Genomic DNA, 25030 nt, shown 5'->3' with positions numbered 1-25030 from the left:
CCATGAGCATTCTTCAATGGACCTGGATCATTACAGGCCTCAGTTTCGCGCCTGTATATCTACATCGCCTACGCATCGAGAGCAAAGACAACCGGCGATTTCTATGTCGCCGAGAAGTCGGTTCCGCCATTCATGAACGGCATGGCCACCGGTGCCGACTGGATGTCGGCGGCGTCGTTCATTTCCATGGCCGGCCTGATTTCCTTCCTCGGACGCGACGGCTCGTACTACCTGATGGGGTGGACCGGCGGCTACGTCCTGCTGGCCATGCTGTTCGGTCCCTACCTGCGCAAGTACGGCAAGTTTACGATTCCCCAGTTCATCGGCGATCGTTACTACTCCAATACCGCTCGCGTCATCGCGCTGGTCTGCGCCATTTTCGTCTCCTTCACCTACGTCGCGGGCCAGATGCGCGGCGTCGGCGTCGTCTTCTCGCGCTTCATGGATGTCCCCATCGACTATGGCGTGGTCATCGGCATGGCGCTGGTGTTCTTCTACGCCACGCTTGGCGGAATGAAGGGGATTACCTATACCCAGGTCGCGCAATACGTCGTTCTGATCACCGCCTATCTGATCCCGGCGATCTTCGTCTCCATGCAGTTCACCGGTTCCGCAATCCCGCAGATTGGCTACGGCTCGGCGATCACCGCCGAAGGCGCGGCGCTGCTGAACGATCCCAGCACCCAGGGCAAGTACCTGCTCGACGTCTTGAACGGCCTGCACAAGGATCTCGGTTTCCCTGCCTACACCAGTGGCCAGCGGCCGATGATCGACGTCTTCTTCATCACCTTTTCGCTGATGATCGGCACCGCTGGCCTGCCGCACATCCTGATCCGCTTCTTCACCGTGCCCAAGATGCGTGACGCACGCTCTTCCGCTGGCTGGGCGCTGATCTTCATCGCCCTGCTGTACACCACGGCTCCGGCAGTGGCCGTTTTTGCCCGCACCAACTTCATCAAGACGGTGAACAACGTCGAGTATGTCAATGCCCCGTCCTGGTTCAAGAACTGGGAAAAGACCGGGCTGGTCGGCTGGAAGGACAAGAATGGCGACGGCATCATGCAGATTCGCCCCGGCAAGTGGGATGATCCGAAGAGTGCCAACGAAGTCAAGATCGACCAGGACATCATGGTTCTGGCCAGTCCCGAAATCGCCAAGCTGCCCAACTGGACCGTCGGTCTGATCGGCGCTGGTGGCCTGGCTGCAGCCCTTTCCACGGCGGCGGGACTGTTGCTGGTCATCTCGGCGGCCGATTTCGCATGACCTGATGAAGGGTATCGTCAAACCCGATATGTCGGAAAAGGGAAGCTGTGGTGGGCACGCGGTGGTGCCGGCGTGGCCGTGGTCATCGCCGGCCTGTTCGGCATCTATCCGCCGGGGTTCGTCGCCCAGGTGGTGGCCTTTGCCTTCGGCCTGGCTGCGGCCTCGTTCTTCCCGGCCATACTGATGGGCATCTTCAACAAGAAGATGAACAAGGAAGGCGCCATCGCCGGAATGGTCGTTGGTATCATCTTTACCGCCGGCTATATCTGGTGGTTCAAGTATGGCGACCCGGCGGCCAACAACCCGGCCGGCTGGTGGCTGGGGATCTCCCCGGAAGGGATCGGCACCGTCGGCGCCGCGCTCAACTTCATCGTCTCCTATGTGGTCAGCAAGTTTACCAAGGAGCCGTCGGCCGAGATCCAGGATCTGGTGGGCAGCCTGCGTTACCCCGGCAAGCTCGAAGCGCCCGCGGCCAGCAGCCATTGATCGATGACTTGAGCTGAATGGCGCTGAGGGCGGCTGCCGGAAACGGCAGCCGCCCTCTTTTTGTACCCTGGCGAAGCGATGAGGGGAGTTGTACCATGACTGCGAAAGCAGAACCGATGCCGGGCAGGATGAACATGATCAAAGACGTCTCAACAAATATCTATTGTCCAAAATATGGGCATTCGGCTGCGCCCGTCCGGCTGCCGTCTTTCTCGGTGGCTTCGCCGGCTTGAGCCTGACGACCACCATTCTCCCCACGGTCATTTCGATCCTCGGGGTCACCGACGAGTTTCTCGGCGCGCCTTGATCTGGCCGGTTTTGCCGTCTATTCGTTCATGTTGTGGGCGGTCGGGGGCTGGGCGGCCCAGAGAAGAGCCAGCGCGCATGCGGGAGCGGTCATTCTGGGCCTGGTAGGTTCAGTCAGCGCAGCCATTTTTGCCGCCATGGCCTACGGCGCCGAGAAGGAACTGCTGATGATCCTGCTGCTATGCGCAGCTGCGGGATTGGCCTATGGCACCTTCGGCGGCATGCTCATCGCCATGGCCCTTGGCGAAAACAATAGATCCAAGCCGGATTGACGGGGGCTGGCGAGGGTTCGAGCGGGGAAATCACGGCTGGCGGAGTCAAGAGCAAGATTCGGCGGCAAGCCAACACGGCAAAGCCGTTCCGCACGAAAAGCCCCCTTCTGCCGAGGGCTTGGCTGCCGAAAATCCGCCGGCCCTCAGCCGCCGTTCGCTGCCGGCTTCGGCTCCTGTGGGCTGGCCTTGGGCATGGTCATCTCCAGTTCTCGGGCCTTGGCGTCGGGGATGATCTCCAGCAGGTTGACCACCTTTTTCACGTCGCTGGTGGTGCGCGCCACCTGGATCGCCGAGTCGGCCTCGCGCTGAGTGACCAGACCCAGCAGGTAGACAACCCCGGCCTCGGTCACCACCTTGACATGGACTGCGTTGAAGTTGCCCGAGTCGACGAAGCGGCCCTTGACCCGCGTGGTAATGTAGGAGTCGTTGCTGCGCGTCGAGTATGAGGTGACCGGGCCGACGACGAGTTCATTGTAGACCCCTTCGACCTGCGGGATGCCGGCGACGATGCGCTCGATGGTGCCCTTCAGCTCCTCGCTGGGGACTTCTCCGGTCACCAGCACCTTGCGGTTATAGCTGGTGAAGTTGGTGTGCGAGTTGTCACCGGACTTCTCGTTGACGCGCGCCACGGCCTTCCATTCGATGGTTTCGTCTTCGGTTTGTATACCCAGACTGCGCCGGTCCATCGTCGCCAGTGCGCCACCGGCAGCACCGGCAGCGACCATCGGCAGACAGCCCTGCAACATTGGCAACAGGGCGGCGCCGAGCAGCAGGCTGGTGGTCAAGAGCTTCTTCATTCGTTAACTCCCATGAGCAGGCAATCGATGCCATCGCAAAAACAGTGGATGGCGAGCAGATGTGTTTCCTGAATTCGTGCCGTGCGGTTGGCGGGTACGCAGATGTGTACATCGCCATCGCGCAGCATCTCACCCATCATTCCGCCGTCCCTGCCGGTCAGCGCCACAACGCGCAGGTCGTTCTCGTGTGCGGCATTGATCGCCTCGATGACATTGGGTGAATTGCCCGACGTCGAGATGGCGACCAGGATGTCGCCGGCCTGGCCGAGGGCGCGCACCTGCTTGGCAAACACGACCTTGTAGCCGTAGTCGTTGGCGATTGCCGAGATGATCGAGGTGTCGGTGGTCAGCGCGATTGCCGCCAGCTCGTGGCGCTCGATCTCAAAGCGGTTTACGAGTTCGGCTGCCAGGTGCTGAGCGTCGGCCGCCGAACCGCCGTTGCCACAGGCGAGGATCTTGCCGTTGTTCAGGAGACAGTCAACCATCGCCTCGATCGCCTGCGCAATTGGCGCCGCCAGCAGTTCGACGGCGTCGAGCTTGATCTGGGCGCTCTCGTGGAAGTGCTGGCTGATACGGGTGGTCAGGTCCATGGGCTGTGTACTTCGGTTCCAGGCAATCCGGGATTCTAACATCAGAGGATCAGGAAGACCTCGAACTCGACCCGACGCCAGGGGTCGGGGTCCCTGCGCAGCCTGGAGACGCGCGCTTCGAGTTGTTCGCCGGCGTCGAGCGCGCTGGCTACGGCACGGTTCTCGGCGCGCGGCACGTAACCGAGCTGGTGCCCGTTCCATTCGACACGGACCGCCTTCGGATCGTGCCGGTTGTCGGCTTCGCGAACCAGCGTCAGGCGGTCTCCGGGCTTGATCTGTGACCACAGTTCGCTCACCGCGTAGTACTGGCTGCCGGCCAGCGGCGAGCTCTGTACGAGAACCCTGATCGTCTCGCCAGCGCCCGCCTGCAGGCACAGGAACAGCCCAAGGGCGGCGCTAAGGCGCAGAAAACGCATCACACAGCCATTCGATGGCGGCCTCCGATAGCCCGTCGAGCAGGATGCAGTCGAAGCGACAGTCAGACTCGCGGCCCGCTTGGGCAGCCAGATAATGCTGGGCGGCGAGAATGATCCGGCGCTGCTTGGCGTTGGTGATGCTGGCTGCCGCACCGCCATAGTTCGCGTTGCGGCGCAGGCGAACTTCCACGAAGACCAGCGCCTGCTTTTCGCGGCAGATGAGGTCCACCTCGCCGCCGCGGCAGCGATAATTTCGTGCCAAGACGGTGAGGCCCCGGCCCTCGAGGAAGCGCGCGGCGAGTTCCTCGGCGATCCGGCCATTGGCCAAGTGTCCGCCCATGTTATCTTTGACGCTCACCTGCAAGCTGATCCCGATGACAGAAGAAGCCCTCGCATTATATTTAGTTCCGACTCCGCTCGGCCATCTCGGCGACATCACACAGCGGGCGATCGAGGTCCTGCGCCAGGTACCGTGGGTGGCCGCCGAGGATACGCGCCACAGCGGGCCACTGCTGCGCCACTACGGCTGCAATGCGCGTCTGCTGGCAGCGCACCAGCATAACGAGGAGGATGCCGCGCAACAGGTCGTCGCGCGGCTTGCCGCCGGAGAGTCGGTGGCCCTGGTGGTGGACGCCGGTACTCCCGGCGTTTCCGATCCGGGGGCGCGGCTGGTGGCGAGGGTGCGTGCCGCCGGCTATCGTGTCGTCCCGCTACCTGGCCCTTGTGCGGCGGTGGTCGCGCTGTCTGCTGGCGGACTTGGCGAAGCCCAGTTCCTGTTCTATGGATTTTTGCCGAGCAAGGCCGGGGCGCGCGGCGAGGTTTTGCGCCAACTCGCTCATCTGCCCTGGGCGCTGGTTTTCTATGAGGCGCCGCATCGTATCGTCGAAACGGTCGCAGCTCTTGCCGAAGCCTTCGGGCCTGAACGGACGTTGGTCATCGCGCGCGAGCTGACCAAGCTCTTCGAGAGCATTCATTCCTGTCCGCTGGGTGAAGCGCGGGACTGGCTGCTGGCCGACGGCAATCGACAACGCGGCGAGTTCGTGCTGCTCGTTTCCGGTGCGCCGCCGGTCGATGAAAGCGCCGAGGGCGAAAGGGTGCTGAAGCTGCTGCTCGACGAGGGTCTGCCGGTCAGTCAGGCCAGCCGGCTGGCTCACCTGATCACCGGCGTCGGCAAGAAGGTCCTGTATCAGCACGCCTTGCGCCTTCGGGGATAGAGCGCAACTGCATCCGGCGGGCAGATCCGGGCTGCAGGCGAATAAATCATCTAGAATTCTGCTTTGTCCTCCAGCAGGTGCAAGCATGCAGATCACCCTGACGCGTCCCGATGACTGGCACTTGCATCTGCGCGATGGTCCGGCTCTCGCGGCCGTGCTGCCACATAGCGCGCGCCAGTTTGCCCGTGCCATCGTGATGCCCAACCTGCGCCCGCCGGTCACGACTGTAGCCGCGGCCGGCGAGTATCGCGCGCGCATCCTCGCCGCCCTGCCGGCGGGCCTGTCGTTCGAACCGCTGATGACCCTGTACCTGACCGATCACACGCCGGTTGACGAGATCCGGCGCGCCGCGGAGAGCGACTCGGTACAGGCCGTGAAGCTCTATCCGGCGGGCGCAACGACCAACTCCGACTCCGGCGTGACCGATCTCGAACGCTGCGATGCGACCGTGGCGGCGATGGCCGAGCTGGGGGTCCCCCTGCTGGTGCATGGCGAGGCGACCGATCCGGCGATCGACGTGTTCGACCGGGAGAAGGTCTTCATTGACCGCGTGCTGCAGCCCCTGCTGGTGCGTCACCCGACGCTCAAGGTGGTATTCGAGCACATCACGACCAGCGATGCAGCCGATTTCGTTGCCGCTTGCGGGCCCAACATCGCGGCGACGATCACTGCCCATCACCTGCTTTACAACCGCAACGCAATTTTCGCCGGCGGCCTTCGTCCGCATTATTACTGCCTGCCCGTGCTCAAGCGCGAGCGGCACCGTCTGGCGTTGCTGCACGCGGCAACTTCGGGGAGCCGGAAGTTCTTTCTCGGTACCGATTCGGCGCCGCATGCGCAGCCGACCAAGGAGATGGCCTGCGGCTGTGCGGGTTGCTACACGGCGCATGCGGCGCTCGAATTCTACGCCGAAGCCTTTGCGTCGGTGGGCCGGTTGGACCGGCTGGAGGCGTTTGCCAGTTTCAACGGCCCCGATTTCTATGGCCTGCCGCGCAATCGCGGCCAGGTAACGCTCGAACAGCAGGACTGGCGGGTGCCGGAAGCCTACGCTTATGCCGCTGGCGATGTGCTGGTCCCCCTGCGCGCCGGCGAGTGGCTGCCCTGGCGGATGCTCGACTGATGTCGCCGGCCGACTGCGCGATTTCCTGAGGAGATGACCGGTGTTACGGGACAAGTTGCTACCGTTGTGGTTGTTGCCACTGCTGATCGCGTGCTCGGATCAGCGCGCGGCTTTCGAGATTGGCACGAGCCAGCATTCCTTGACGCTGATCCGGGTGCAGAATTTCTTCTGGGACAAGACCGCCGATTACTCGATCGTCGCCGCGCGCATGCCCGATTGCATGCGCCGGCACGAAATCGGACCCGGCGGCGCCGAGAGCCGGGTCGAAGTCTATGCGCCGGGCAACGACGCCTGGATTCTCAAACAGGGCAAGCGCATGTTTGTCGTCGAGACGCGCAGTTGTGAGGGCTTTGCGCGGCTGGAGGCCGAGCCGGAGAGTGGGATGGGGCCTCTGCAGGGCGTTTTCCAGATGCGCAGCGGGACGCTGACCTTCGTGCCGGCGCCGCAGAGCGAGGACGCCACGGCCGGCGAAGCGACTGTCAGGCAGTGAGTCGGGCGGACTTTCCGTCGCCAGGCGGTCTGTTTGCACCGCTGTCCTCGCTGCTAGAGCAAATCCCTTTCGCGCCGGACCCTGGGTCGCTGACCTTCTTGAACTCGACGCGTGATCTGCGCACGCATTCCGGCCAACGGATCTCCTTTGTGCCGCCGTCTGCCGATGGCCTCGCCTACGAAGCGCGCATCTGGACGCGTGGCGAAGTCGCCACGCGCCCCGGCAACTGGCACGATTTCTTCAATGCGCTGGTCTGGTTGACGTTTCCGCTGGCCAAGGCGGCGCTCAACGCGCGCCATGCCGGCGCGCTGGCGCCGCCGGCCAGCCCGCGTGGCCGCGCGCGCGACGCGATGACCCATTTCGATGAATGCGGCGTCGTTGTCGTCTCCTCCGACCCGGATCTACTCGCCCTGCTGCGTGATTTTCAATGGTCCGCGCTGTTCTGGGGGCGGCGATCCGATCTGGGTCGGCGACTGCGCTGTTTCGTTTTTGGTCACGCGACCTACGAGCAGTTATTGCAGCCATTCCGTGGTCTGACCGCCAAGGCCGTGTTGTACGAAGTGACGCCGGCCTGGCTGAGCCGACCGCTGGCAGCGCAGGTGTCTGCCATCGACCAGCGCCTGGCGGTTGAACTTGCCGCTGGCGAGCATATGAATCCACGCGCGTTTCACCCGCTGCCCCTGATGGGCTGGCCAGGCGTCACTGCGGATAGCGAAACCGCGGCCTACTATGACGACCGTTGGCAATTCCGGCCGGGTCGCAGCAGCCCGGGCGTATAATGAATGCGGGAAGTCGGTCAGGCAGCCGCTGGGCAAGAGGTGCAAACCTGGCGCCGAGAGGAAAGTCCGGGCTCCGCAGAGCAGGATGCCGGTTAACGACCGGGCACCGTGAGGTGACGGAAAGTGCAACAGAAAACAAACCGCCGATGCCCCGCGCAATTCGGGGCAGGCAAGGGTGAAACGGCGAGGTAAGAGCTCACCGCGGCCGTGGTAACACGGACGGCACGGCAAACCCCATCCGGAGCAAGGCCAAATAGGGAAGCATGGGCGTGGCTCGCGCTGCTTCCGGGTAGGCTGCTTGAGCGTGCTGGCAACAGTGCGCCTAGAGGAATGGCTGTCCACGACAGAACCCGGCTTATCGGCCGGCTTCCCCCTTTTCCGCGTACTTCCGCCTAGCGGGCAGCGATCGCTGCCCCGCATTTCAGCGTTTTTTCTCTTCCGGCTGTGACTGCGCTGGCGCGACTGTGCCGGATTTTCGCGTCCTTAGCGCTTTTCTTGCCGTGGCTTGGTCTCAACTCTTTAGAAATCACTTTAAATCCAAGGATTTTCGCGTTGTTTTATTGAAGGTAATTCTTTCTTTCCGCATCTTCTGCAAGTCATCCATAAGTCCTTGTAGCTATTGAGAAAAGTGCTGCTTGACCCCTTGCTTTAGCGGAATCTTTGCCTTAAAGTGGGAACAAGTGGTAGAAAGTGGGGAATCTGCCGTTTTCAGGGCTGGAGAGCAAGGGAAGAGTTCGTTTGATGTTTCAGGGTGCGGCGGCGTTAAGTCTTGATACCAAGGGCAGGTTCGCGATTCCGGCGCGCCACCGGGAGGCGCTTGCGTCTGCTGCCGGCGGCCAACTGGTTCTTACGGCTCACCCGCATTGCTGTCTGCTGTTGTATCCCGAGCCGGCCTGGGAACCGATTCGCGACAAGGTGTTGGCTGCCTCGAGCTTCAACCCGCAGTCCGCGGCGATCAAGCGGCTGTTGGTCGGTAACGCGCGTGAAGAGGAGATGGACGCGGCTGGGCGCCTGTTGATCGCGCCTGAACTGCGCCAGTTTGCCAGGCTAGAAAAGCTGGTCTGGCTCGTTGGTCAGGGCAGCCATTTCGAAATCTGGTCGGATGCCGGCTGGCAGAAGCAGCAGGAGGCGGTGTTTGCGCTGGGCGACCAGTTCATACTCCCTCCCGGTCTCGAAGACCTGGCGCTGTGAGCGGGCCGCCGCAGCATGCGGCCGTCCTCCTGCGGGAGGCGGTCGACGCCCTGAACATCAAGCCCGCAGGCACTTACGTTGACGGCACTTTCGGGCGCGGCGGGCACACGCGGGCCATCCTCGAACGACTCGGGCCAGAGGGTCGCCTGCTGGCGCTCGACTGCGACCCGCAAGCGGTGGCCGTGGCCTGCACAATCGTCGACCAGAGATTGCTTGTCATGCACCACCGCTTCGGTGATCTCGCCGACGCGCTCAGGCGAGCAGGGGTTGCCGTCCAGGAGGCGGTCGACGGCGTGCTGCTCGATATCGGAGTCTCGTCGCCGCAACTGGATGAGGGGGGCAGGGGCTTCAGTTTCCGCCACGACGCGCCTCTCGACATGCGGATGGATACGACACAAGGCGAGACAGCGGCACAGTGGCTTCTGCGGGCCAGCGTGCAGGAGATCACGGAGGTCATTAGGAATTATGGTGAAGAACGGTTTGCTTTCCAGATTGCAAAGAAGATTGTGGTTGCTCGGGGCGAACGGCCGCTTGCAACCACCGGGGAACTCGCCGCGCTTGTACGCGCGACCGTGCGCACCCGTGAGCCCGGGCAGGATGCGGCGACGCGTACCTTTCAAGCTCTACGGATTCATATCAATCAAGAGCTCGAACAACTCGCGCTAGTGCTGCCACAGGCCATGACCGTGCTGAAAAATGGGGGGCGCCTGGTGGTGATCAGTTTCCACTCGCTGGAAGACCGCCTCGTCAAGCGCTTCATGCGTGACGAGGCGGATCCGGATCGCTCGCCGAGAAGATTGCCCTTGCGCGCGGCCGAGTTGCCGCAGCCGCGGCTTCGTTTGATCGGCAAGCCGGCCAGGGCGAGCGCGGTGGAAGTGGCCGCCAACCCGAGGGCGCGCAGCGCGGTGATGCGGGTGGCAGAAAAGCTGCCTGGAAAGGCCGCCTGAGATGGTTCGCCTGAACATTTTTCTGTTGCTGGCGCTGGTGATCTGCAGCCTCGGCGTGGTGACTTCACAGCACAAGGCACGCAAGATTTTCCAGGCACTTGAGGCTGAGCAGGAGCGCGCACGGCAACTTGAAGTCGAGTTTGGCCAACTGCAAATCGAGCTATCGACCTGGGGCGCCGCACCGCGGATAGAGAAGATTGCACGCGAGAAACTGAAGATGACGACACCGCAAGCAGGCCGCGCGATCGCCTCCGCGCCGACGGGAGGCACTGCCCAATGATGCGCTTCAAGGGAAAAGTGGCACACAAGTTTGCCGAAAGCCCGTTGCTGCAACTGCGTCTGCCACCCTGGCGGTCGCGCCTGATGGGCCTGCTGATCCTCGGTTCCTTTGGTGTGCTGATCGGCCGTGCATTCTACCTGCAGGTTCTCAACAACGACTTCCTGCAGGAAAAAGGGGAGTCACGTTACCGGCGCGACATCGAGATCAGCGCCTCGCGCGGGCGGATTGCCGATCGACACGGCGATGTTCTGGCGATTTCAACGCCGATGAAGTCGATCTGGGCGGTTCCACAAGCCGCCCGGCTGACGCCTGAACAGACCGGCCAGCTGGCGTCCCTGCTGGAGATGGACGTCAAGCAGTTGAGCCAGAAGCTGAGCACCGACAAGACCTTCGTCTTCCTTCGCCGGCAGATTCCACCGTCGGTAGCCGAGCAGGTGGCGGCGTTGAAGTTGCCCGGCATCGGCCAGGACAAGGAGTACCGCCGCTTTTATCCGACCGGTGAGATGACGGCGCACATGGTCGGCTTCACCGGCGTGGACGACAAGGGTCTTGAAGGCGTTGAACTGGCCTTTCATGGGCAACTGCTCGGTCAGCCCGGCAGCCGCAGCGTGATCAGGGATCGACGCGGCCAGATCGTCGAGGACGTTGGCTCGATCAAACCACCGCAGGATGGCAAGGAAGTTCGTCTGGCGCTTGATTCGAAGATTCAGTACCTGGCCTACAGCCATCTCAAGCAGGCCATGAGCGAACACAACGCGAAGGCGGGGGGCGTCGTGGTGCTTGACGTCCGCACCGGCGAAATCCTGGCTCTGGCCAACTTGCCGACCTACAACCCGAACAATCGCGAGGGCCTGTCCGGCGCCCAGCTGCGCAATCGGGCGCTGACCGACACCTTTGAGCCGGGTTCGACGCTCAAGCCCTTCACCATTGCCCTCGGGCTGGAGAGTGGCAAGGTCCGCTTCGACACGATCATCAACTGCGCGCCCGGACGCCTGACCATCGGCAATGCCACGATTGCCGATGCCCATCCGCACGGTGCGCTGACCGTGGCGGAGGTGATCCAGAAATCGTCGAACGTGGGTGCTGCGAAGGTCGCCGCCATGCTTCCCTCGCAGAAGATGTGGGAGATGTTCGACGATGTCGGCTTTGGTCAGGTGCCGCGCCTGGGCTTCCCCGGCGAAGTGACTGGCCGGGTGCGCCCATGGAAGAGCTGGCGACCGATCGAGCAGGCGACCATGGCCTATGGCCATGGCATCTCGGTCTCGCTGATCCAGTTGGCGCGCGCCTATTCTGTCTTTGCCCGCGATGGCGATCTGGTGCCGCTGTCGCTGACCCGGGTCGACTCATCGATGCCGCACGGCGCGACGGTGTTCAGCCCACAGACGGCACGCGCCGTGCGGGTGATGCTTGAAATGGCGGTTCAGCCCGGCGGCACGGCCCCCAAGGCGCAGATTCCTGGCTATCGCGTAGCCGGCAAGACGGGTACGGCGCACAAGCTCGAAGGCGGTCGTTACGCGAACAAGTATGTCTCGTCCTTCGTCGGTTTTGCCCCGGTCTCGGACCCCCGCCTGATCGTTGCCGTGATGATCGACGAACCACGTGGCGGGAAGCATTATGGCGGTGAAGTCGCGGCGCCGGTGTTTGCCGCCGTGATGGCCAGTTCGCTGCGCACTCTCGGCATCGCACCCGACGCTCCACTGGTGGTCGCGCAGACGCCGAAAAGCACGACACCGACAGTAAAGGCCAGGCTGTGAGCGCCCAGAGCACGCCTATGCGCCACGACACGACCAGTGATGTTCTGGCGCAACTCGGCGCACTGGGCGTCCGGCCGAGCGGTGTCAGCGACGATAGCCGCCAGGTTGTTCCCGGCGACCTCTTTCTGGCCTATCCGGGTGACCTCGCCGATGGCCGCCACTACATAGCAGAGGCGATTGTCAATGGCGCTGCTGCCGTTCTCTGGGAGTCGGCCGCCGCCGGATCGGCCGCCTTCGCCTGGCGCGACGAGTGGAAGATCGCCAATCTGCCGGTCAGCGGTCTTCGCCAGCTGTGCGGCCCGCTGGCCCACGTCGTCTGCGGGCGCCCGAGTGAGCGTCTGTCGCTGGTGGCCGTCACCGGCACCAACGGCAAGACCAGCGTCACGCAGTGGATCGGCATGAGTCACCCCCGGCCATGCGCGATCATTGGCACGCTGGGCGCCGGTTTGCCGGGTCAGTTGGTCGAGACCGGCTTCACGACGCCCGAGGCGACGACACTGATGCGTTACCTCGCGGCTTTTGCCAGCAGGGAAGCCCAGGCGTGTGCGCTCGAGGCGAGTTCGATCGGCATCGCCGAAGGACGCCTCGACGGGGCTCGGATTGACATCGCGGTGTTCACCAATCTGACTCGTGACCATCTTGACTATCACCGGAATATGGCGGAATACGCACAGGCCAAGGCGAAGCTGTTTACCTGGCCGCGCCTGCGCCTGGCGGTGGTCAATCTTGACGATCCCTTCGGACGCGAACTCGCCGTGCTCAGTTCGGCAGCCAAGGTGGTTGGCTATACGCAGCAGGGCATCCCCAGTGATCAACAGGGGACCCTCCGTGCCGAAAACGTCGAGGAATCGATTGACGGGCTGCGTTTCCGTCTCTGCGCTCCGAGCGGTCGTGCCCAGATCGAGACCGGCTTGCTTGGTCGCTACAACGTCTCCAATCTGCTTGCCGTGGCGGCGGTTCTCCTTGACGCCGGCCTGACTCCAAAGGCGGTCGCCGAGCGCTTTGCCGGCTTGACTCCGCCGCCGGGCCGCCTGGAGAAAATCGGTGGCGACAACGAACCACTGGTGGTGATCGATTATGCACATACACCGGATGCCCTGGCGAGTGCCCTTAGTGCGCTGCGGCCGGTGGCCTGCGCGCGGGGTGCCGGCCTCACCGCCATTTTTGGTTGCGGCGGTGACCGTGATCGCGGCAAGCGCCCGTTGATGGGAGAGGTCGCGACAAGTCATGCCGATCGCGTCGTGTTGACCAGTGACAACCCACGTAGTGAGGATCCGCAGGCGATCCTTGACGACATTCGCGTCGCTGCGCCGGCCGCCGAGATGATTGTCGATCGCAGCGAAGCCATTCGCCGCACCCTGCTTTCGGCACATCCGGCGGAGGTGATTCTGCTTGCCGGCAAGGGACACGAGTCGTATCAGGAGATCGCCGGTGTGCGGCGACCATTTTCGGATGTCAGGCAGGCACATGCTGCCTTGGCCGCCCGTCGGGAGATGGCCCCGTGAGCGCGATGATGGACCTGCTCGGTGCCGCGCGCGCCATGGCTGGCAGGCTTGCCGGCGACAATCTGGGCTTCTGCGGCGTGTCGACCGACAGCCGAACCCTAGCAGCCGGCGAGCTGTTTCTTGCCCTGCGCGGCGAGAACTTTGATGGTCACCACTACGTCGCGGCGGCCCAGGCGCGTGGCGCGGCCGCTGCGGTGGTGGCGGCAGACGCCGCGGATGGACTGTCCTCGCTTGGCCTGCCCCTGATCCTGGTCGACGAGACGCGGCTGGCACTGGGGGCGCTTGCCGCCGACTGGCGCAGCCGGTTCACGCTGCCGGTGATCGCCGTGACCGGCAGCAACGGCAAGACGACGACCAAGGAAATGATCGCCAGCATCCTGAAAGCCACTTTCGGTGAAGCGGTGTTGTCAACCGCGGGCAACTACAACAACGACATCGGCCTGCCACTGACCCTGCTCAGGCTGAATGCAGGCCATCGTGCAGCGATCATCGAGATGGGCATGAACCATCCCGGCGAAATCGCCTATCTGGCGGGCATCGCCCGCCCCGGTGTGGCCGTGGTGACCAACGCGCAGCGTGCTCATCTGGCCGGGATGGGTTCGCTGGAAGCGATAGCCCGAGAAAAGGGCAGCATTTACTCCGGTCTGGATGAGCATGGTATTGCCGTGTTCAGTGCCGATGATCCCTGGGCCTACCTGTGGCGGGCGCAGAGCCGCGGGCTGGGCGTGATGACTTTCGGTTTTGAACAGCCGGCCGACGTCAGCGGCAAGGCTTATCTGCATGGCCTCGAAAGCCGCCTCAGCGTCGTCGCGGCGGGCGGCCAGTTTGAAGTTTTCCTCTCCTTGCCCGGTCAACACAACGCGCGCAACGCCCTGGCTGCTGCCGCCGCCTGTCTGGCGGCCGGCGTTTCACTCGCGGCAGTGCAGGCTGGCCTGGCGAGTTTCCGTGGTCTCAAGGGCCGCCTGCAGCGGCGAGCGGCCCTGCATGGTTCGGTGCTGCTTGACGACACTTATAACGCCAATCCGGACTCGGTTCGCGCCGGCATCGATGTGCTGGCGGCAACGATCGGCAGGAAGGTGCTGGTGCTTGGGGACATGGGGGAGATCGGCGAGATGAGCGGTCAGTTCCATGACGAGATCGGTGGCTATGCAAAAAGCCAGGGCATCGATCGCCTGCTGGCGTTGGGTGACGCCAGCGCTCTCGCTGCTCATAACTTTGGTGCCGGCGGCGAGCACTATACGAATATCGACAAGCTGATCGCAGCGTTGACCGCCGAACTCACTCCAGAGACCACGGTCCTCGTCAAGGGGTCGCGGTTCATGCGCATGGAACGGGTCGCCAAGGCCATCAGCCTGCCATCCGAGGGGAGCGAATAATGCTGCTGCTTCTGGCGCAATGGTTGGCACAGGACGTGCGGGCGTTCAACGTCTTCGGCTATATCACCTTGCGGACGGTACTTGCGGCGATGACCGCGTTGATCATTTCCTTTGTCGCCGGACCGCGCGTGATTCGTTGGCTGGCGGCAAAGAAGATCGGCCAGGCGGTGCGGCACGATGGTCCGGAGACGCACCTGATCAAGTCGGGGACGCCGACCATGGGCGGCGCACTGATCCTGATCGCGATCATCATCACCACGCTGCTGTGGGGCGACCTCGGCAATCGCTACGTCTGGGTAGTACTGATCGTCACCGTGGGCTTCGGCAGCATTGGCTGGTACGACGACTGGCAGAAAGTTGTCAATCGCGATCCGCGGGGCTTGCCGGCACGCTGGAAGTACTTCTGGCAATCGGCGATCGGCCTGCTGGTCGCGCTATACCTCGGCCTGAGCGCAAGCGGGCCGGCACAGCTCGAGTTGATCGTTCCATTTTTCAAGACCGTCTCCTATCCGTTGGGGGTCATCGGCTTTGTCGTCCTGAGCTATCTTGTCGTCGTTGGCACGAGCAACGCCGTCAACCTGACCGACGGCCTCGATGGCTTGGCGATCATGCCGACGGTCATGATCGCCGCCGCGCTGGCCATCTTCGCCTACGTTGCGGGCAATGCGGTCTATGCCAAATACCTCTTCCTGCCGTACATTCCGGGGGCTGGCGAACTCGCCATCCTGCTCGGTGCAATGGCCGGTGCGGGCTTGGGCTTTCTGTGGTTCAACGCCTATCCGGCGGAAGTGTTCATGGGCGATGTCGGCGCCCTGGCGCTCGGTGCAGCCCTCGGCACCGTGGCCATCATCGTTCGTCAGGAGATCGTGCTGGCGATCATGGGCGGCATTTTCGTCGCCGAAACGCTGTCGGTGGCCGCCCAGGTGATCTACTACAAGCTGACGGGTGGCCGGCGGATCTTCCGAATGGCGCCGCTGCATCACCATTTCGAACTGGGCGGCTGGAAAGAGACCCAGGTCGTCGTCCGATTCTGGATCATCACCATCATGCTGGTGCTGGTCGGCCTGTCCACATTGAAGCTGCGCTGACATGGACCTGCAGGGAAAGCTGACACTGGTCCTGGGTCTTGGCGAGAGCGGGCTGGCGATGGCCAGGTGGCTGGCGCGCCAGGGCGCGTGCATACGTGTGGCCGATAGTCGGCATGCGCCACCCCAGGCCGACGCGCTACGTTCCGCCATCCCGGAGGCGGTTCTGTTCGCCGGTCCTTTTGCGCCGGAAGCTTTTGTCGGGGTCGAACTGGTCGCCATTTCTCCCGGCGTGCCGCTGCAGGCGCCGCTGGTTCAGCAAGCGCTTGCGCAGGGCATCCCGGTTGTTTCCGAGATCGAACTTTTTGTCTGGGGCCTGCGGCAGAACGCACGGCCGGCGCAGGTGATTGCGATTACCGGCAGCAATGGCAAGACCACCACCACCGCCCTCACCGGTGCCCTGTGTCGCGCTGCCGGCCGCAGGACCGGGGTCGCCGGGAACATCAGTCCGGCAGCGCTGGACGCCTTGATGAGCGCGATTGACGGCAATGACCTGCCGGCAATCTGGGTTCTGGAACTGTCGAGCTTCCAGCTTGAAGCGACGCACACGCTGCAGGCCGATGCGGCGACCGTCCTCAACATCAGCGAAGATCATCTTGACCGCTATGCCGGCATGGATGACTACGCAGCCAGCAAGGCGCGTGTCTTCCAGGGGCAGGGCGTGCAGGTTCTCAATCGCGACGATGCGCGCAGTCTGGCCGCCGCTCGCCCCGGCCGGGTGGTCGTGACCTTTGGCCTCAACCCGCCACCGCGCCCGTCTGATTATGGGCTCGAGGGCGGTTGCATCGTGCGCGGCGCTGACCCGTTGATTCCGCTGGCCGAGCTGAAGCTGGTCGGACGTCATAACGCCAGCAATGCGATGGCGGCACTGGCCCTCTGTCAGGCGGTGGGTGTCGATCCACACTCGGTGCTGCCGGCCCTCGCCGCCTTCCACGGACTCGCGCACCGCGTCGAGTGGGTCGCCGAAATCAATGGTGTCAGTTACTTCGATGACTCGAAGGGCACCAACGTCGGTGCCACTCTGGCAGCCGTTCAGGGCCTGGGTCGCCGGCTGGCAATCGTCCTTGGTGGCGACGGCAAGGGGCAGGACTTCGCGCCTCTGCGTAGTGCAATAGAGCAACATGCACGCGCTGTGGCGCTGATCGGACGCGATGCGGCGGCGATTGCCGCCGTTCTCGAGGGCTGCTGTGTGCCCACACGCCTGTGCGTTGACATGGCGGAAGCGGTCCGCTGGTGCGCCGCGCAGGCGCAGACCGGTGAAGCCGTCCTGCTTTCTCCGGCCTGCGCGAGCATGGACATGTATCGTGACTACGCGCATCGTGCCGAGGCATTCGTCGCGGCCGTTCGCAGTATCGAAAGAGAGGCCGCCTGATGTTGCGAACTCTCGACGGGCCTCGCCGCCTGCCTTCGGAAATCGATCTGGCGCTCCTCTGGAGCACCCTGATGCTGCTGGTGATCGGCATGGTCATGGTCTATTCAGCCTCGATGGCCATTGCTGAGGCCGGTCGCGTGACAGCCAATCAATCGACCTACTATCTGGTGCGCCATGCCGTCTTCCTGATCATCGCGCTGGTGGCGGCCGGCATTGCCTTTCAGGTGCCCTTGTCGACCTGGCAACGCTGGTCGCCATGGCTGTTCGTCGCCGGCTTCGTGCTGTTGGCGTTGGTACTGATTCCCGGTATCGGCCGCGAGGTTAACGGGGCACGCCGCTGGCTTCCTCTTGGCATCGCCAATCTGCAGCCCTCCGAGTTGATGAAACTGTTTGCCGTCCTCTACGCGGCGGACTACACGGCACGCAAGATGCCACACATGCATGATCTGAAGAAGGCCTTCCTGCCGCTGGCCAGCGCGATGGTTGCTGTCGGCATCCTGCTGCTCAAGGAACCGGACTTTGGTGCTTTCGTGGTGATCATCTCGATTGCCATGGGGATTCTCTTTCTCGGCGGCATGCGGGCGCGCCTGTTCGTCGTGCTGATCCTCGTGCTGGCCGCCGCCTTCGCCGCACTGATCATCTTCTCACCCTACCGACGTGATCGCATCTTCGGCTTCATGGATCCGTGGGCGGATGCCTTTGGTCGCGGCTACCAGCTTTCGCACGCGCTGATCGCCTTTGGTCGTGGTGAGCTGTTCGGCGTTGGCCTGGGTGCGAGTGTCGAAAAGCTGTTCTATCTGCCCGAGGCGCATACCGACTTCCTGCTGGCGGTGATTGCCGAAGAGCTTGGCTTTTTCGGCGTGCTGCTGGTCATCGTATTGTTCGGTCTGTTGATCCAGAGGGCCTTCGCCATCGGCCGTCAGGCAGTCAGCCTCGAGCGACTGTATTCGGCGCTGGTGGCACAGGGGATTGGCGTCTGGCTGGGCGTACAGGGCTTCATCAATATGGGCGTGAACATGGGTCTCCTGCCCACCAAGGGCCTGACCCTGCCGCTGATGAGCTTCGGTGGTTCCGGAATTCTGGCCAACTGCGTGGCGTTGGCAGTCCTGCTGCGAATCGACTGGGAGAATCGCCAGTTGATGCGCGGAGCCAAAGTATGAAGACGCTACTCGTCATGGCGGGCGGAACCGGCGGCCATGTTTTCCCCGGTCTGGCGGTGGCCGACCTGCTGAAGAGTCGCGACTGGCGGGTCGTCTGGATGGGAGCGCCGGATGGCATGGAAGCGAAGCTGGTTCCCTCGCGTGGCTACGAAATGGCCTGGGTTCGCTTCGCTGCGCTGCGCGGCAAGGGCCTGCTGCGCAAGCTGCTGCTGCCTTTCCACCTGCTCGCTGCCTGCTGGCAGGCGCGGCGTGAAATTCGCCGGGTGAGGCCGGACGTGGTTCTGGGGATGGGTGGCTACGTGAGCTTCCCTGGCGGCATGATGGCTGCGCTGCTTGGCTTTCCGCTGATCATTCACGAACAGAACTCGATTGCTGGCCTGGCCAACCGGGTGCTTGCCAGGCTTGCCAGGCGGGTTGCCTGTGGTTTTCCCAATGCCTTGCCAAGCGGCGTTTGGGTTGGCAATCCGCTGCGCCCGGAGATAAACAGGCTGCCGGCGCCAGCGCAGCGTCTGGCCGGTCGCGAAGCGCCGATGCACCTGCTGGTTCTCGGTGGGAGTCAGGGTGCGGCTGCTCTCAACGAAATCGTTCCCCGGGGTCTGGCCCAGATCAGCGCCGAGGAGCGGCCACTGGTGGTGCATCAGGCCGGCGAGAAGCACCTGGTGCAACTGCGGCAGAACTACGAGGCCGCGGGCGTACCGGCACACTGCACAGCTTTCATCGAGGATATGGCGGGTGCCTACGAATGGGCAGACCTGGTCATCTGTCGCGCCGGAGCGCTGACCATCGCAGAACTGGCCGCCGCCGGCGTGGCCAGCGTACTGGTGCCATTTCCGTATGCGGTGGACGACCACCAGACGCTCAATGCCAACTTCCTGTCGCTGGCCGGCGCTGCGACGCTGTTGCCGCAGGAACGAATGACCCCTGAATCCATCAGTGAGTTGTGCCACTACTCGCGCAGTCGGTTGCAGGAAATGTCCGAACGAGCGCGTGAACTGGCCAAGCCGGAGGCAACGGCCGAGCTTGCCAGGATGTGCGAGGAGCTTGCCCCGTGAAACATAAAGTCAAGAACATCCACTTCGTCGGTATAGGCGGTTCCGGCATGAGCGGCATTGCCGAAGTCCTGGCCAACCTCGGTTTCATGGTCAGCGGCTCGGATCTGGCCGACAACGCAACCACCCGGCATCTCGCTGCTCTGGGCGTGCGCACGACGGTCGGGCACGCCGCCGAGAACGTGAGCGCCGCCGATGCGGTGGTGGTGTCCTCTGCGGTCAGGTCGGACAATCCCGAAGTCATCGCAGCCCGCGCGCGTAAGGTCCCCGTGGTGCCGCGGGCGCAGATGCTGGCCGAATTGATGCGGCTGAAACAGGGAATCGCCGTCGCCGGAACGCACGGCAAGACGACAACCACCAGCCTGGTCGCTTCGATTCTCGCCGAGGGCGGCATGGATCCGACTTTCGTCATCGGTGGCCGCCTCAACGCTGCCGGTGCCAACGCCCGCCTCGGTTCTGGCGACTTTCTGGTCGCCGAAGCCGATGAGTCCGATGCTTCCTTCCTGCTCCTGTCACCGGTGATCTCGATCGTTACCAACATTGATGCCGACCACATGGAGACCTATGGCCATGACTTCAGCCGGCTCAAGCAGGCCTTCGTCGATTTCCTCCAGCGCCTGCCTTTCTATGGGGTAGCGGTGCTCTGTGCGGACGACGCCAACGTCCGTGAGATCATGCCCCTGGTAAGCAAGCAGATCGTCAGCTACGGTCTCGATTCATCAGCCAACGTCTATGCCGAGAACGTGACCGCGGTCGAAGGCCAGATGCGCTTTGATTGCGTGCGGGTCAACGGAAGCATCAGCCGACTGGCCGTCACCCTCAATCTGCCCGGACGGCACAATGTCCTCAATGCCCTGGCGGCGATTGCGGTGGCCAGCGAACTGGGTGTTGCCGACACAGCGATCGTCAAGGCGCTGGCCGAGTTCCGCGGTGTCGGTCGACGGTTTCAGCGCTACGGCGACCTGCCACTACCGGGCGGCGGCCGCTTCACGCTGGTCGACGACTACGGTCATCACCCCGTCGAGATGCGGGCAACGCTGTCCGCAGCGCGCGGCGCCTTTCCTGGTCGCCGTCTGCTCCTCGCCTTCCAGCCGCACCGCTTTACCCGAACACGGGACTGTTTCGACGATTTCGTGAAAGTCCTCAGTGGCGTCGACGCCCTGGTGCTTGCCGAAGTTTATGCCGCCGGCGAACCGGCGATCGTCGCGGCCGATGGTCGTGCGCTGGCGCGTGCGCTGCGGGTTGCCGGCAAGGTCGAACCGGTCTTCGTCGAGGCTGTTGGCGACCTGCCGCAAGCGATTCTGGATGCCGCGCGCGATGGCGATGTGGTGGTGACCATGGGTGCCGGCTCGATTGGTGCGGTTCCCGGCAAGCTGGCGGCGGGCTAGGGTGAATACGATGGACGTCAGGAACTTCGGCAAGGTGGCGGTGCTCTTCGGCGGCCGGTCGGCCGAACGTGAGGTGTCACTGAACAGCGGATCGCGGGTACTGGCGGCCATGCAGCGGCAGGGCGTTGATGCCCACGCCTTCGACCCCGCCTCGCGCCGACTCGATGAACTGGCCCTTTTCGATCGGGCCTTCATCGCCCTGCATGGGCGCCATGGCGAGGATGGCACCATTCAGGGCGTCCTCGAAATGATGGGCATTCCGTACACCGGCAGCGGCGTCATGGCTTCCGCACTGGGGATGGACAAATGGCGCAGCAAGTTGCTCTGGCGCGCGGCCGGCCTGCCCGTCCCGGAGTACGTGCTGCTCGACGGCAGTAGCGATCTGGCACAGGTGGAAGCCGAGCTGGGGCTGCCGCTTTTTGTCAAGCCAGCCTGCGAAGGCTCGTCGATCGGTATCACCAAAGTCCTGCGGCCAGGAGAGCTTGGCGCTGCTTATGCGGCGGCGGCGAAACATGACTCACTGGTCATCGCCGAGCGGGCGATTCTTGGCGGCGAGTACACCGTTGCCATTCTTGGCGACCAGGCGCTGCCCATCATCAAGATCGAGCCCAGCGGCGAGTTCTACGACTACGAGGCCAAGTACCTGCGCGACGATACCGCGTACCTCTGCCCTTGCGGCCTCCCCGAAGGCCGCGAGAAACAGCTTCGCGCGCAAGCCCTCGAGGCCTTCCGGATCATTGGCGGCCGCGGCTGGGGACGGGTTGATTTCCTCATGGACCCGGTCAGCGCAGCCAGCGGCGGCCAGGCCTACTTTCTCGAGGTAAACACCTCGCCCGGCATGACTGATCATTCGCTGGTGCCGATGGCGGCACGCGCGGCAGGCATTGAGTATGAAGAACTGGTGGTCCGTGTGCTTGCACTTGCCACACTGGGATGAGCGATGTGGCAAAAACCGCACCTGCTGACGGCCGTTTCCGACCTGCTCTTTCTGGCGGGCGCTGCCGCGTTGCTGGCGGCTGCCGTCGTTTGGGGTGCCCCGCGTCTGCGCCTGTTTCCGCTGAGCGAGGTGCAGGTAACGCACGAGTTGCGGGAGGTTCAACGCAGCGAACTGGAGGAGTCTCTTTCGGAACTGTTGCGTGGCAATTTCTTCACGGTCGACATCGAGACCGTTCGGCAGTCGCTGGAGGGTTTGCCCTGGGTGCGGCGCGCAGAAATATGGCGGAAATGGCCATCACGTATCGAGGTTCGCATCGAGGAGCATCAGGCGGTTGCCCATTGGGGCGATGGGCAGGGACAGTTGGTCAATACCTACGGCGAGGTGTTTCCGGCCTCGCTCGTGCGGGAGCAGTCGCTGCCGCGGCTGAGTGGGCCGACCGGTTCTTCGGGCGAGATCCTGCGGCGTTACGAGGAGTTCGCTCAGCTCATGAAACCGGTCGGCCTCCTGCCGGCGCAACTGGCGCTGTCGCCGCGCCTGGCCTGGCTCGTGAAACTGGAGGATGGAATGTGGATTGAACTTGGACGAGAACAGCCAAAGGCGCCAATTCGGATGCGTCTGCAACGCTTCGTCGACTACTACCCGACCCTGTCGGACACACGCGGTGTACGGCCAACGGCGGTCGACATGCGGTATCCAAATGGTTTCGCATTGCGCTTTCCGGCCAGTGCAGTTCAGGAAGTCAAAGGAAAGAAATGAGCAGGGATAGCAAGGATCTGATCGTCGGGCTCGACATCGGCACGTCGAAGATTGTCGCTCTGGTTGCCGAAGTCACCCCGGAAGGGCGGTTGAACGTCATCGGCATGGGCTCGCAGGAATCGAAAGGCTTGAAGAAGGGCGTTGTGGTCAACATCGAGGAGACCGTCGCCACCATTTCGCGCGTGCTGCAGGAAGTGGAGCTGATGGCCGATTGCAAGGTTCGCGACGTGTACACCGGGATCGCCGGCAGCCACATCCGGAGCTTCAACTCGAATGGAATGGTCGCCATCAAGGACAAGGAAGTGACCACGATGGATGTCGAAAGGGTGATCGAGACGGCACGCGCGATGCCGATCCCTGCCGACCAGGAAATCCTGCACATCCTCACCCAGGAGTTCATCATCGACGACCAGGATGGCATCCGCGAGCCGATCGGCATGAGCGGTTTTCGCCTCGAGGTGAAGGTGCACATCGTGACCGGAGCAGTCTCGGCGGCCCAGAACATCGTCAAGTGTGTGCGACGGTGTGGTCTGGAAGTGAATGATCTGGTGCTGCAGCCGCTCGCTTCGAGCTGTGCGGTCCTCTCCGAAGATGAGAAGGACCTTGGGATCTGCCTGATCGACATCGGTGGCGGTACCACCGATCTGGCGGTGTGGACGCAGGGTGCGATCCGTCACACCTCAGTCATCCCGATCGCCGGTGACCAGGTGACCAATGACATCGCTATGGCGCTGCGTACGCCGACCCGTGAGGCAGAAGACATCAAGCGCAAGTATGGCTGCGCACTGGCCCATCTGGCGGACCCGGAAGACGTGCTTGATGTCGCGGGGGTCGACGACCGTCCTTCGCGCAAGCTGTCACGCCGGGCGCTGGCGGATGTAATTCAGCCACGGGTCGAGGAACTGTATGAACTGATTCAGGCCGAACTGCGCCGTTCAGGTTTCGAGGATGTGCTCTCGTCCGGCATTGTGCTGACCGGAGGCGCTTCGGTGATGCCGGGGATGATCGAGCTTGGCGAGGAGATCTTTCATATGCCGGTTCGCCTCGGGGTGCCAAAGTACCAGGGTGCGCTGGCCGACGTCGTGCAGAGCCCACGTTTCGCGACCGCTTGCGGATTGCTCCTTGAAGCACAGACTCAGCGCAAGCGTGGCTTGAAGGTTCGGGAAACCCGAGACGTCAAGCAGGTGTTCGGTCGTATGAAGTCCTGGTTTGAAAAGAACTTCTGAAGACCTTCCAGGCAACGATTACCAGTTCTTAACCACTTTTCAATTTTTTTTGCGGAGGAGACGACAATGTTTGAAATCATCGACAGGGCAGACGACAATCGGGATACGGTGATCAAGGTGATCGGCATCGGCGGAGCGGGTGGCAACGCCGTCGACCACATGATCCGCGAGGGGGTCAATGGCGTGGACTTCATCACTGCCAACACCGATTCCCAGGCGCTTGGTCGCAGCGTCGCCATTCAGAAGCTGCAACTCGGCAAGACCGGCCTCGGTGCCGGTGCCAAGCCGGAAGCCGGACGCAGCGCGGCGATTGAGGAGCGTGACGCAATCGCCGAGTCGCTGAGGGGGGCGCACATGGTTTTCATCACCGCGGGCATGGGTGGCGGTACCGGTACCGGCGCCGCACCGATCGTCGCCGAGGTGGCGCGCGAGTTGGGTGTGCTCACCGTCGCCGTGGTGACCAAGCCTTTTGGTTTCGAGGGCAAGCGCCTGAAGATCGCAGACGTCGGCATTGCCGAACTGCAGAAGCATGTCGACTCGCTGATCGTCATCCTCAATGACCGCCTGATGGACGTGCTCGGCGATGACGTCTCCATGGACGAGGCCTTCAAGGCAGCCGACAACGTTCTCCGCAATGCGGTTGGCGGCATTGCCGAGATCATCAACTTTCCAGGGCTGGTCAACGTCGACTTCGAGGACGTGCGTACCGTCATGGGCGAGATGGGCATGGCCATGATGGGCTCGGCCAATGCCGCTGGCGTCGACCGGGCGCGCATTGCCGCCGAACGCGCGGTTTCTTCTCCTCTGCTCGAGGGGGTCAACCTTTCCGGCGCCAAGGGCGTGCTGGTCAACATTACCGCGACGCGTTCGCTGAAGATGAAGGAAGTTAATGAGGTGATGAACACCGTCCGCGCCTTTGCGGCCGACGACGCGCACATCATCTTCGGCGCTGTCTATGACGAAGAAATGGCCGAGGACATCCGGGTGACGGTGGTGGCCACCGGCCTGGGTCAGGCGCAGGCCAAACGCGAGAAGTTCGAAGTCATCAGCAACACGCATGGCCAGGGAACCGGAACAGACGGCCGCTTCGCGCATGGTCCGAACATCGACTACTCGACGCTCGATCAGGTGCCCGCGATCGTTCGCAAGGGGCGCAGTGCAACGGTCGAAGCGCTGGCCAATAGCGGTGTCGATCGCTATGATATTCCGGCATTTCTGAGAAAGCAGGCTGACTGAGCCGGGCAAGTCGCCAGACCTCTGCGGGGACTGGC

At 63.2% G+C, this 25030-nt stretch carries 25 protein-coding genes, 1 other RNA gene and 1 pseudogene; 23 read left to right on the top strand and 4 right to left on the bottom strand.

Going from position 1 to position 25030, the window contains the following annotated elements:
• The first annotated feature begins 2 nt into the window (after nucleotides 1-2).
• The 3 genes and pseudogenes from V5B44_RS06290 (at nucleotide 3) to V5B44_RS06280 (ending at nucleotide 2327) form a co-directional block, all read left to right on the top strand.
• Nucleotides 3-1749: pseudogene (locus V5B44_RS06290) on the top strand (sodium:solute symporter family protein).
• Nucleotides 1750-1912: 163 nt separating this feature from the next.
• Nucleotides 1913-2056 carry a hypothetical protein gene (locus V5B44_RS06285; protein ID WP_332358234.1) on the top strand — a complete coding sequence of 48 codons (144 nt, stop codon included), beginning with the start codon at nucleotides 1913-1915 and terminating at the stop codon, nucleotides 2054-2056.
• Nucleotides 2057-2084: 28 nt separating this feature from the next.
• Nucleotides 2085-2327 carry a hypothetical protein gene (locus V5B44_RS06280; protein ID WP_332358233.1) on the top strand — a complete coding sequence of 81 codons (243 nt, stop codon included), beginning with the start codon at nucleotides 2085-2087 and terminating at the stop codon, nucleotides 2325-2327.
• Nucleotides 2328-2470: 143 nt separating this feature from the next.
• On the opposite strand, the gene V5B44_RS06275 is transcribed toward V5B44_RS06280, so the two are convergent.
• The 4 genes from V5B44_RS06275 to V5B44_RS06260 are packed head-to-tail and all read right to left on the bottom strand — an operon-like array spanning nucleotide 2471 to nucleotide 4470.
• Nucleotides 2471-3124 carry a BON domain-containing protein gene (locus V5B44_RS06275; protein WP_332358232.1) on the bottom strand — a complete coding sequence of 218 codons (654 nt, stop codon included), beginning with the start codon at nucleotides 3122-3124 and terminating at the stop codon, nucleotides 2471-2473.
• On the bottom strand, nucleotides 3121-3714 hold the full coding sequence (locus V5B44_RS06270) for a phosphoheptose isomerase (protein WP_332358231.1): 594 nt from the start codon (nucleotides 3712-3714) through the stop codon (nucleotides 3121-3123). The genes V5B44_RS06275 and V5B44_RS06270 overlap by 4 nt, the downstream gene beginning before the upstream one ends.
• Nucleotides 3715-3755: 41 nt before the next feature.
• Entirely contained in the window at nucleotides 3756-4130 is a 375-nt protein-coding gene (locus tag V5B44_RS06265) for an HIRAN domain-containing protein (protein WP_332358230.1), read from the bottom strand.
• A complete protein-coding gene (locus tag V5B44_RS06260; RefSeq protein ID WP_434735418.1) occupies nucleotides 4111-4470 on the bottom strand; it encodes a YraN family protein in 360 nt (119 codons plus the stop codon). The genes V5B44_RS06265 and V5B44_RS06260 overlap by 20 nt, the downstream gene beginning before the upstream one ends.
• Nucleotides 4471-4504: 34 nt before the next feature.
• On the opposite strand from V5B44_RS06260, the gene rsmI reads away from it, so the two are divergent.
• From rsmI to ftsZ, 20 genes are all read left to right on the top strand, one after another.
• Entirely contained in the window at nucleotides 4505-5344 is an 840-nt protein-coding gene (rsmI, locus tag V5B44_RS06255; protein ID WP_332358229.1) for a 16S rRNA (cytidine(1402)-2'-O)-methyltransferase, read from the top strand.
• An 85-nt stretch (nucleotides 5345-5429) separates the two neighbouring features.
• Nucleotides 5430-6464 (top strand): dihydroorotase, encoded by a 1035-nt coding sequence (gene pyrC, locus V5B44_RS06250; protein ID WP_332358228.1) that lies wholly within the window; start codon nucleotides 5430-5432, stop codon nucleotides 6462-6464.
• 40 nt (nucleotides 6465-6504) lie between these two features.
• A complete protein-coding gene (locus V5B44_RS06245) occupies nucleotides 6505-6954 on the top strand; it encodes a hypothetical protein (RefSeq protein WP_332358227.1) in 450 nt (149 codons plus the stop codon).
• Between the two features lie 98 nt (nucleotides 6955-7052).
• Entirely contained in the window at nucleotides 7053-7733 is a 681-nt protein-coding gene (locus V5B44_RS06240) for a DUF3025 domain-containing protein (RefSeq protein WP_332358226.1), read from the top strand.
• A 9-nt stretch (nucleotides 7734-7742) separates the two neighbouring features.
• An RNA gene (rnpB, locus tag V5B44_RS06235) (RNase P RNA component class A) lies at nucleotides 7743-8107 on the top strand.
• Between the two features lie 367 nt (nucleotides 8108-8474).
• The gene (gene mraZ, locus V5B44_RS06230; protein WP_332358225.1) at nucleotides 8475-8924 is read left to right on the top strand and encodes a division/cell wall cluster transcriptional repressor MraZ; all 450 of its coding nucleotides are present in this window, start codon (nucleotides 8475-8477) and stop codon (nucleotides 8922-8924) included.
• Complete coding sequence (gene rsmH, locus V5B44_RS06225) at nucleotides 8921-9871, top strand: 16S rRNA (cytosine(1402)-N(4))-methyltransferase RsmH (protein WP_332358224.1); 951 nt, start codon at nucleotides 8921-8923, stop codon at nucleotides 9869-9871. The genes mraZ and rsmH overlap by 4 nt, the downstream gene beginning before the upstream one ends.
• A 1-nt stretch (nucleotide 9872) precedes the next feature.
• Nucleotides 9873-10151 carry a cell division protein FtsL gene (gene ftsL, locus V5B44_RS06220; protein WP_332358223.1) on the top strand — a complete coding sequence of 93 codons (279 nt, stop codon included), beginning with the start codon at nucleotides 9873-9875 and terminating at the stop codon, nucleotides 10149-10151.
• Nucleotides 10148-11905, top strand: coding sequence for a peptidoglycan D,D-transpeptidase FtsI family protein (locus V5B44_RS06215; protein ID WP_332358222.1), 1758 nt, complete (start codon nucleotides 10148-10150; stop codon nucleotides 11903-11905). Before ftsL ends, V5B44_RS06215 begins: the two co-directional genes overlap by 4 nt.
• A complete protein-coding gene (locus V5B44_RS06210; protein ID WP_332358221.1) occupies nucleotides 11902-13410 on the top strand; it encodes a UDP-N-acetylmuramoyl-L-alanyl-D-glutamate--2,6-diaminopimelate ligase in 1509 nt (502 codons plus the stop codon). The genes V5B44_RS06215 and V5B44_RS06210 overlap by 4 nt, the downstream gene beginning before the upstream one ends.
• A gap of 5 nt (nucleotides 13411-13415) precedes the next feature.
• Nucleotides 13416-14786, top strand: coding sequence for a UDP-N-acetylmuramoyl-tripeptide--D-alanyl-D-alanine ligase (locus tag V5B44_RS06205; RefSeq protein ID WP_332358564.1), 1371 nt, complete (start codon nucleotides 13416-13418; stop codon nucleotides 14784-14786).
• Nucleotides 14786-15874 carry a phospho-N-acetylmuramoyl-pentapeptide-transferase gene (gene mraY, locus V5B44_RS06200; protein ID WP_332358220.1) on the top strand — a complete coding sequence of 363 codons (1089 nt, stop codon included), beginning with the start codon at nucleotides 14786-14788 and terminating at the stop codon, nucleotides 15872-15874. Before V5B44_RS06205 ends, mraY begins: the two co-directional genes overlap by 1 nt.
• Before the next feature lies 1 nt (nucleotide 15875).
• Nucleotides 15876-17243 carry a UDP-N-acetylmuramoyl-L-alanine--D-glutamate ligase gene (murD, locus tag V5B44_RS06195; RefSeq protein WP_332358219.1) on the top strand — a complete coding sequence of 456 codons (1368 nt, stop codon included), beginning with the start codon at nucleotides 15876-15878 and terminating at the stop codon, nucleotides 17241-17243.
• A complete protein-coding gene (gene ftsW / locus V5B44_RS06190; RefSeq protein ID WP_332358218.1) occupies nucleotides 17243-18403 on the top strand; it encodes a putative lipid II flippase FtsW in 1161 nt (386 codons plus the stop codon). Before murD ends, ftsW begins: the two co-directional genes overlap by 1 nt.
• A complete protein-coding gene (murG, locus tag V5B44_RS06185) occupies nucleotides 18400-19455 on the top strand; it encodes an undecaprenyldiphospho-muramoylpentapeptide beta-N-acetylglucosaminyltransferase (RefSeq protein WP_332358217.1) in 1056 nt (351 codons plus the stop codon). The genes ftsW and murG overlap by 4 nt, the downstream gene beginning before the upstream one ends.
• Nucleotides 19452-20840, top strand: coding sequence for a UDP-N-acetylmuramate--L-alanine ligase (gene murC, locus V5B44_RS06180; protein WP_332358216.1), 1389 nt, complete (start codon nucleotides 19452-19454; stop codon nucleotides 20838-20840). The genes murG and murC overlap by 4 nt, the downstream gene beginning before the upstream one ends.
• Nucleotides 20841-20850: 10 nt before the next feature.
• Nucleotides 20851-21777 (top strand): D-alanine--D-alanine ligase, encoded by a 927-nt coding sequence (locus V5B44_RS06175; protein WP_332358215.1) that lies wholly within the window; start codon nucleotides 20851-20853, stop codon nucleotides 21775-21777.
• 3 nt (nucleotides 21778-21780) lie between these two features.
• Nucleotides 21781-22533, top strand: coding sequence for a cell division protein FtsQ/DivIB (locus tag V5B44_RS06170; protein WP_332358214.1), 753 nt, complete (start codon nucleotides 21781-21783; stop codon nucleotides 22531-22533).
• Nucleotides 22530-23759 carry a cell division protein FtsA gene (gene ftsA, locus V5B44_RS06165; RefSeq protein WP_287631061.1) on the top strand — a complete coding sequence of 410 codons (1230 nt, stop codon included), beginning with the start codon at nucleotides 22530-22532 and terminating at the stop codon, nucleotides 23757-23759. The genes V5B44_RS06170 and ftsA overlap by 4 nt, the downstream gene beginning before the upstream one ends.
• Before the next feature lie 66 nt (nucleotides 23760-23825).
• Complete coding sequence (gene ftsZ, locus V5B44_RS06160) at nucleotides 23826-24995, top strand: cell division protein FtsZ (RefSeq protein ID WP_332358213.1); 1170 nt, start codon at nucleotides 23826-23828, stop codon at nucleotides 24993-24995.
• The last annotated feature ends 35 nt before the right edge of the window (nucleotides 24996-25030 follow it).

It is taken from the genome of Candidatus Accumulibacter necessarius, from assembly GCF_036625085.1.
The sequence above is the reverse complement of the archived record's forward strand: the minus strand, read 5'-3'. Positions and strand labels throughout refer to the sequence as shown.

Bases quoted from the DNA above. Each gene is read 5' to 3' on its own strand.
- pyrC (WP_332358228.1), top strand. From the start codon at position 5,430: ATGCAGATCACCCTGACGCGTCCCGATGACTGGCACTTGCATCTGCGC.
- murG (WP_332358217.1), top strand. From the start codon at position 18,400: ATGAAGACGCTACTCGTCATGGCGGGCGGAACCGGCGGCCATGTTTTC.
- ftsA (WP_287631061.1), top strand. From the start codon at position 22,530: ATGAGCAGGGATAGCAAGGATCTGATCGTCGGGCTCGACATCGGCACG.
- V5B44_RS06260 (WP_434735418.1), bottom strand. From the start codon at position 4,470: ATGGGCGGACACTTGGCCAATGGCCGGATCGCCGAGGAACTCGCCGCG.
- ftsW (WP_332358218.1), top strand. From the start codon at position 17,243: ATGTTGCGAACTCTCGACGGGCCTCGCCGCCTGCCTTCGGAAATCGAT.
- V5B44_RS06175 (WP_332358215.1), top strand. From the start codon at position 20,851: ATGGACGTCAGGAACTTCGGCAAGGTGGCGGTGCTCTTCGGCGGCCGG.
- V5B44_RS06265 (WP_332358230.1), bottom strand. From the start codon at position 4,130: ATGCGTTTTCTGCGCCTTAGCGCCGCCCTTGGGCTGTTCCTGTGCCTG.
- V5B44_RS06215 (WP_332358222.1), top strand. From the start codon at position 10,148: ATGATGCGCTTCAAGGGAAAAGTGGCACACAAGTTTGCCGAAAGCCCG.
- ftsZ (WP_332358213.1), top strand. From the start codon at position 23,826: ATGTTTGAAATCATCGACAGGGCAGACGACAATCGGGATACGGTGATC.
- murD (WP_332358219.1), top strand. From the start codon at position 15,876: ATGGACCTGCAGGGAAAGCTGACACTGGTCCTGGGTCTTGGCGAGAGC.
- mraY (WP_332358220.1), top strand. From the start codon at position 14,786: ATGCTGCTGCTTCTGGCGCAATGGTTGGCACAGGACGTGCGGGCGTTC.
- V5B44_RS06270 (WP_332358231.1), bottom strand. From the start codon at position 3,714: ATGGACCTGACCACCCGTATCAGCCAGCACTTCCACGAGAGCGCCCAG.
- rsmI (WP_332358229.1), top strand. From the start codon at position 4,505: ATGACAGAAGAAGCCCTCGCATTATATTTAGTTCCGACTCCGCTCGGC.
- mraZ (WP_332358225.1), top strand. From the start codon at position 8,475: ATGTTTCAGGGTGCGGCGGCGTTAAGTCTTGATACCAAGGGCAGGTTC.
- V5B44_RS06205 (WP_332358564.1), top strand. From the start codon at position 13,416: ATGATGGACCTGCTCGGTGCCGCGCGCGCCATGGCTGGCAGGCTTGCC.
- V5B44_RS06170 (WP_332358214.1), top strand. From the start codon at position 21,781: ATGTGGCAAAAACCGCACCTGCTGACGGCCGTTTCCGACCTGCTCTTT.
- V5B44_RS06280 (WP_332358233.1), top strand. From the start codon at position 2,085: ATGTTGTGGGCGGTCGGGGGCTGGGCGGCCCAGAGAAGAGCCAGCGCG.
- V5B44_RS06275 (WP_332358232.1), bottom strand. From the start codon at position 3,124: ATGAAGAAGCTCTTGACCACCAGCCTGCTGCTCGGCGCCGCCCTGTTG.
- ftsL (WP_332358223.1), top strand. From the start codon at position 9,873: ATGGTTCGCCTGAACATTTTTCTGTTGCTGGCGCTGGTGATCTGCAGC.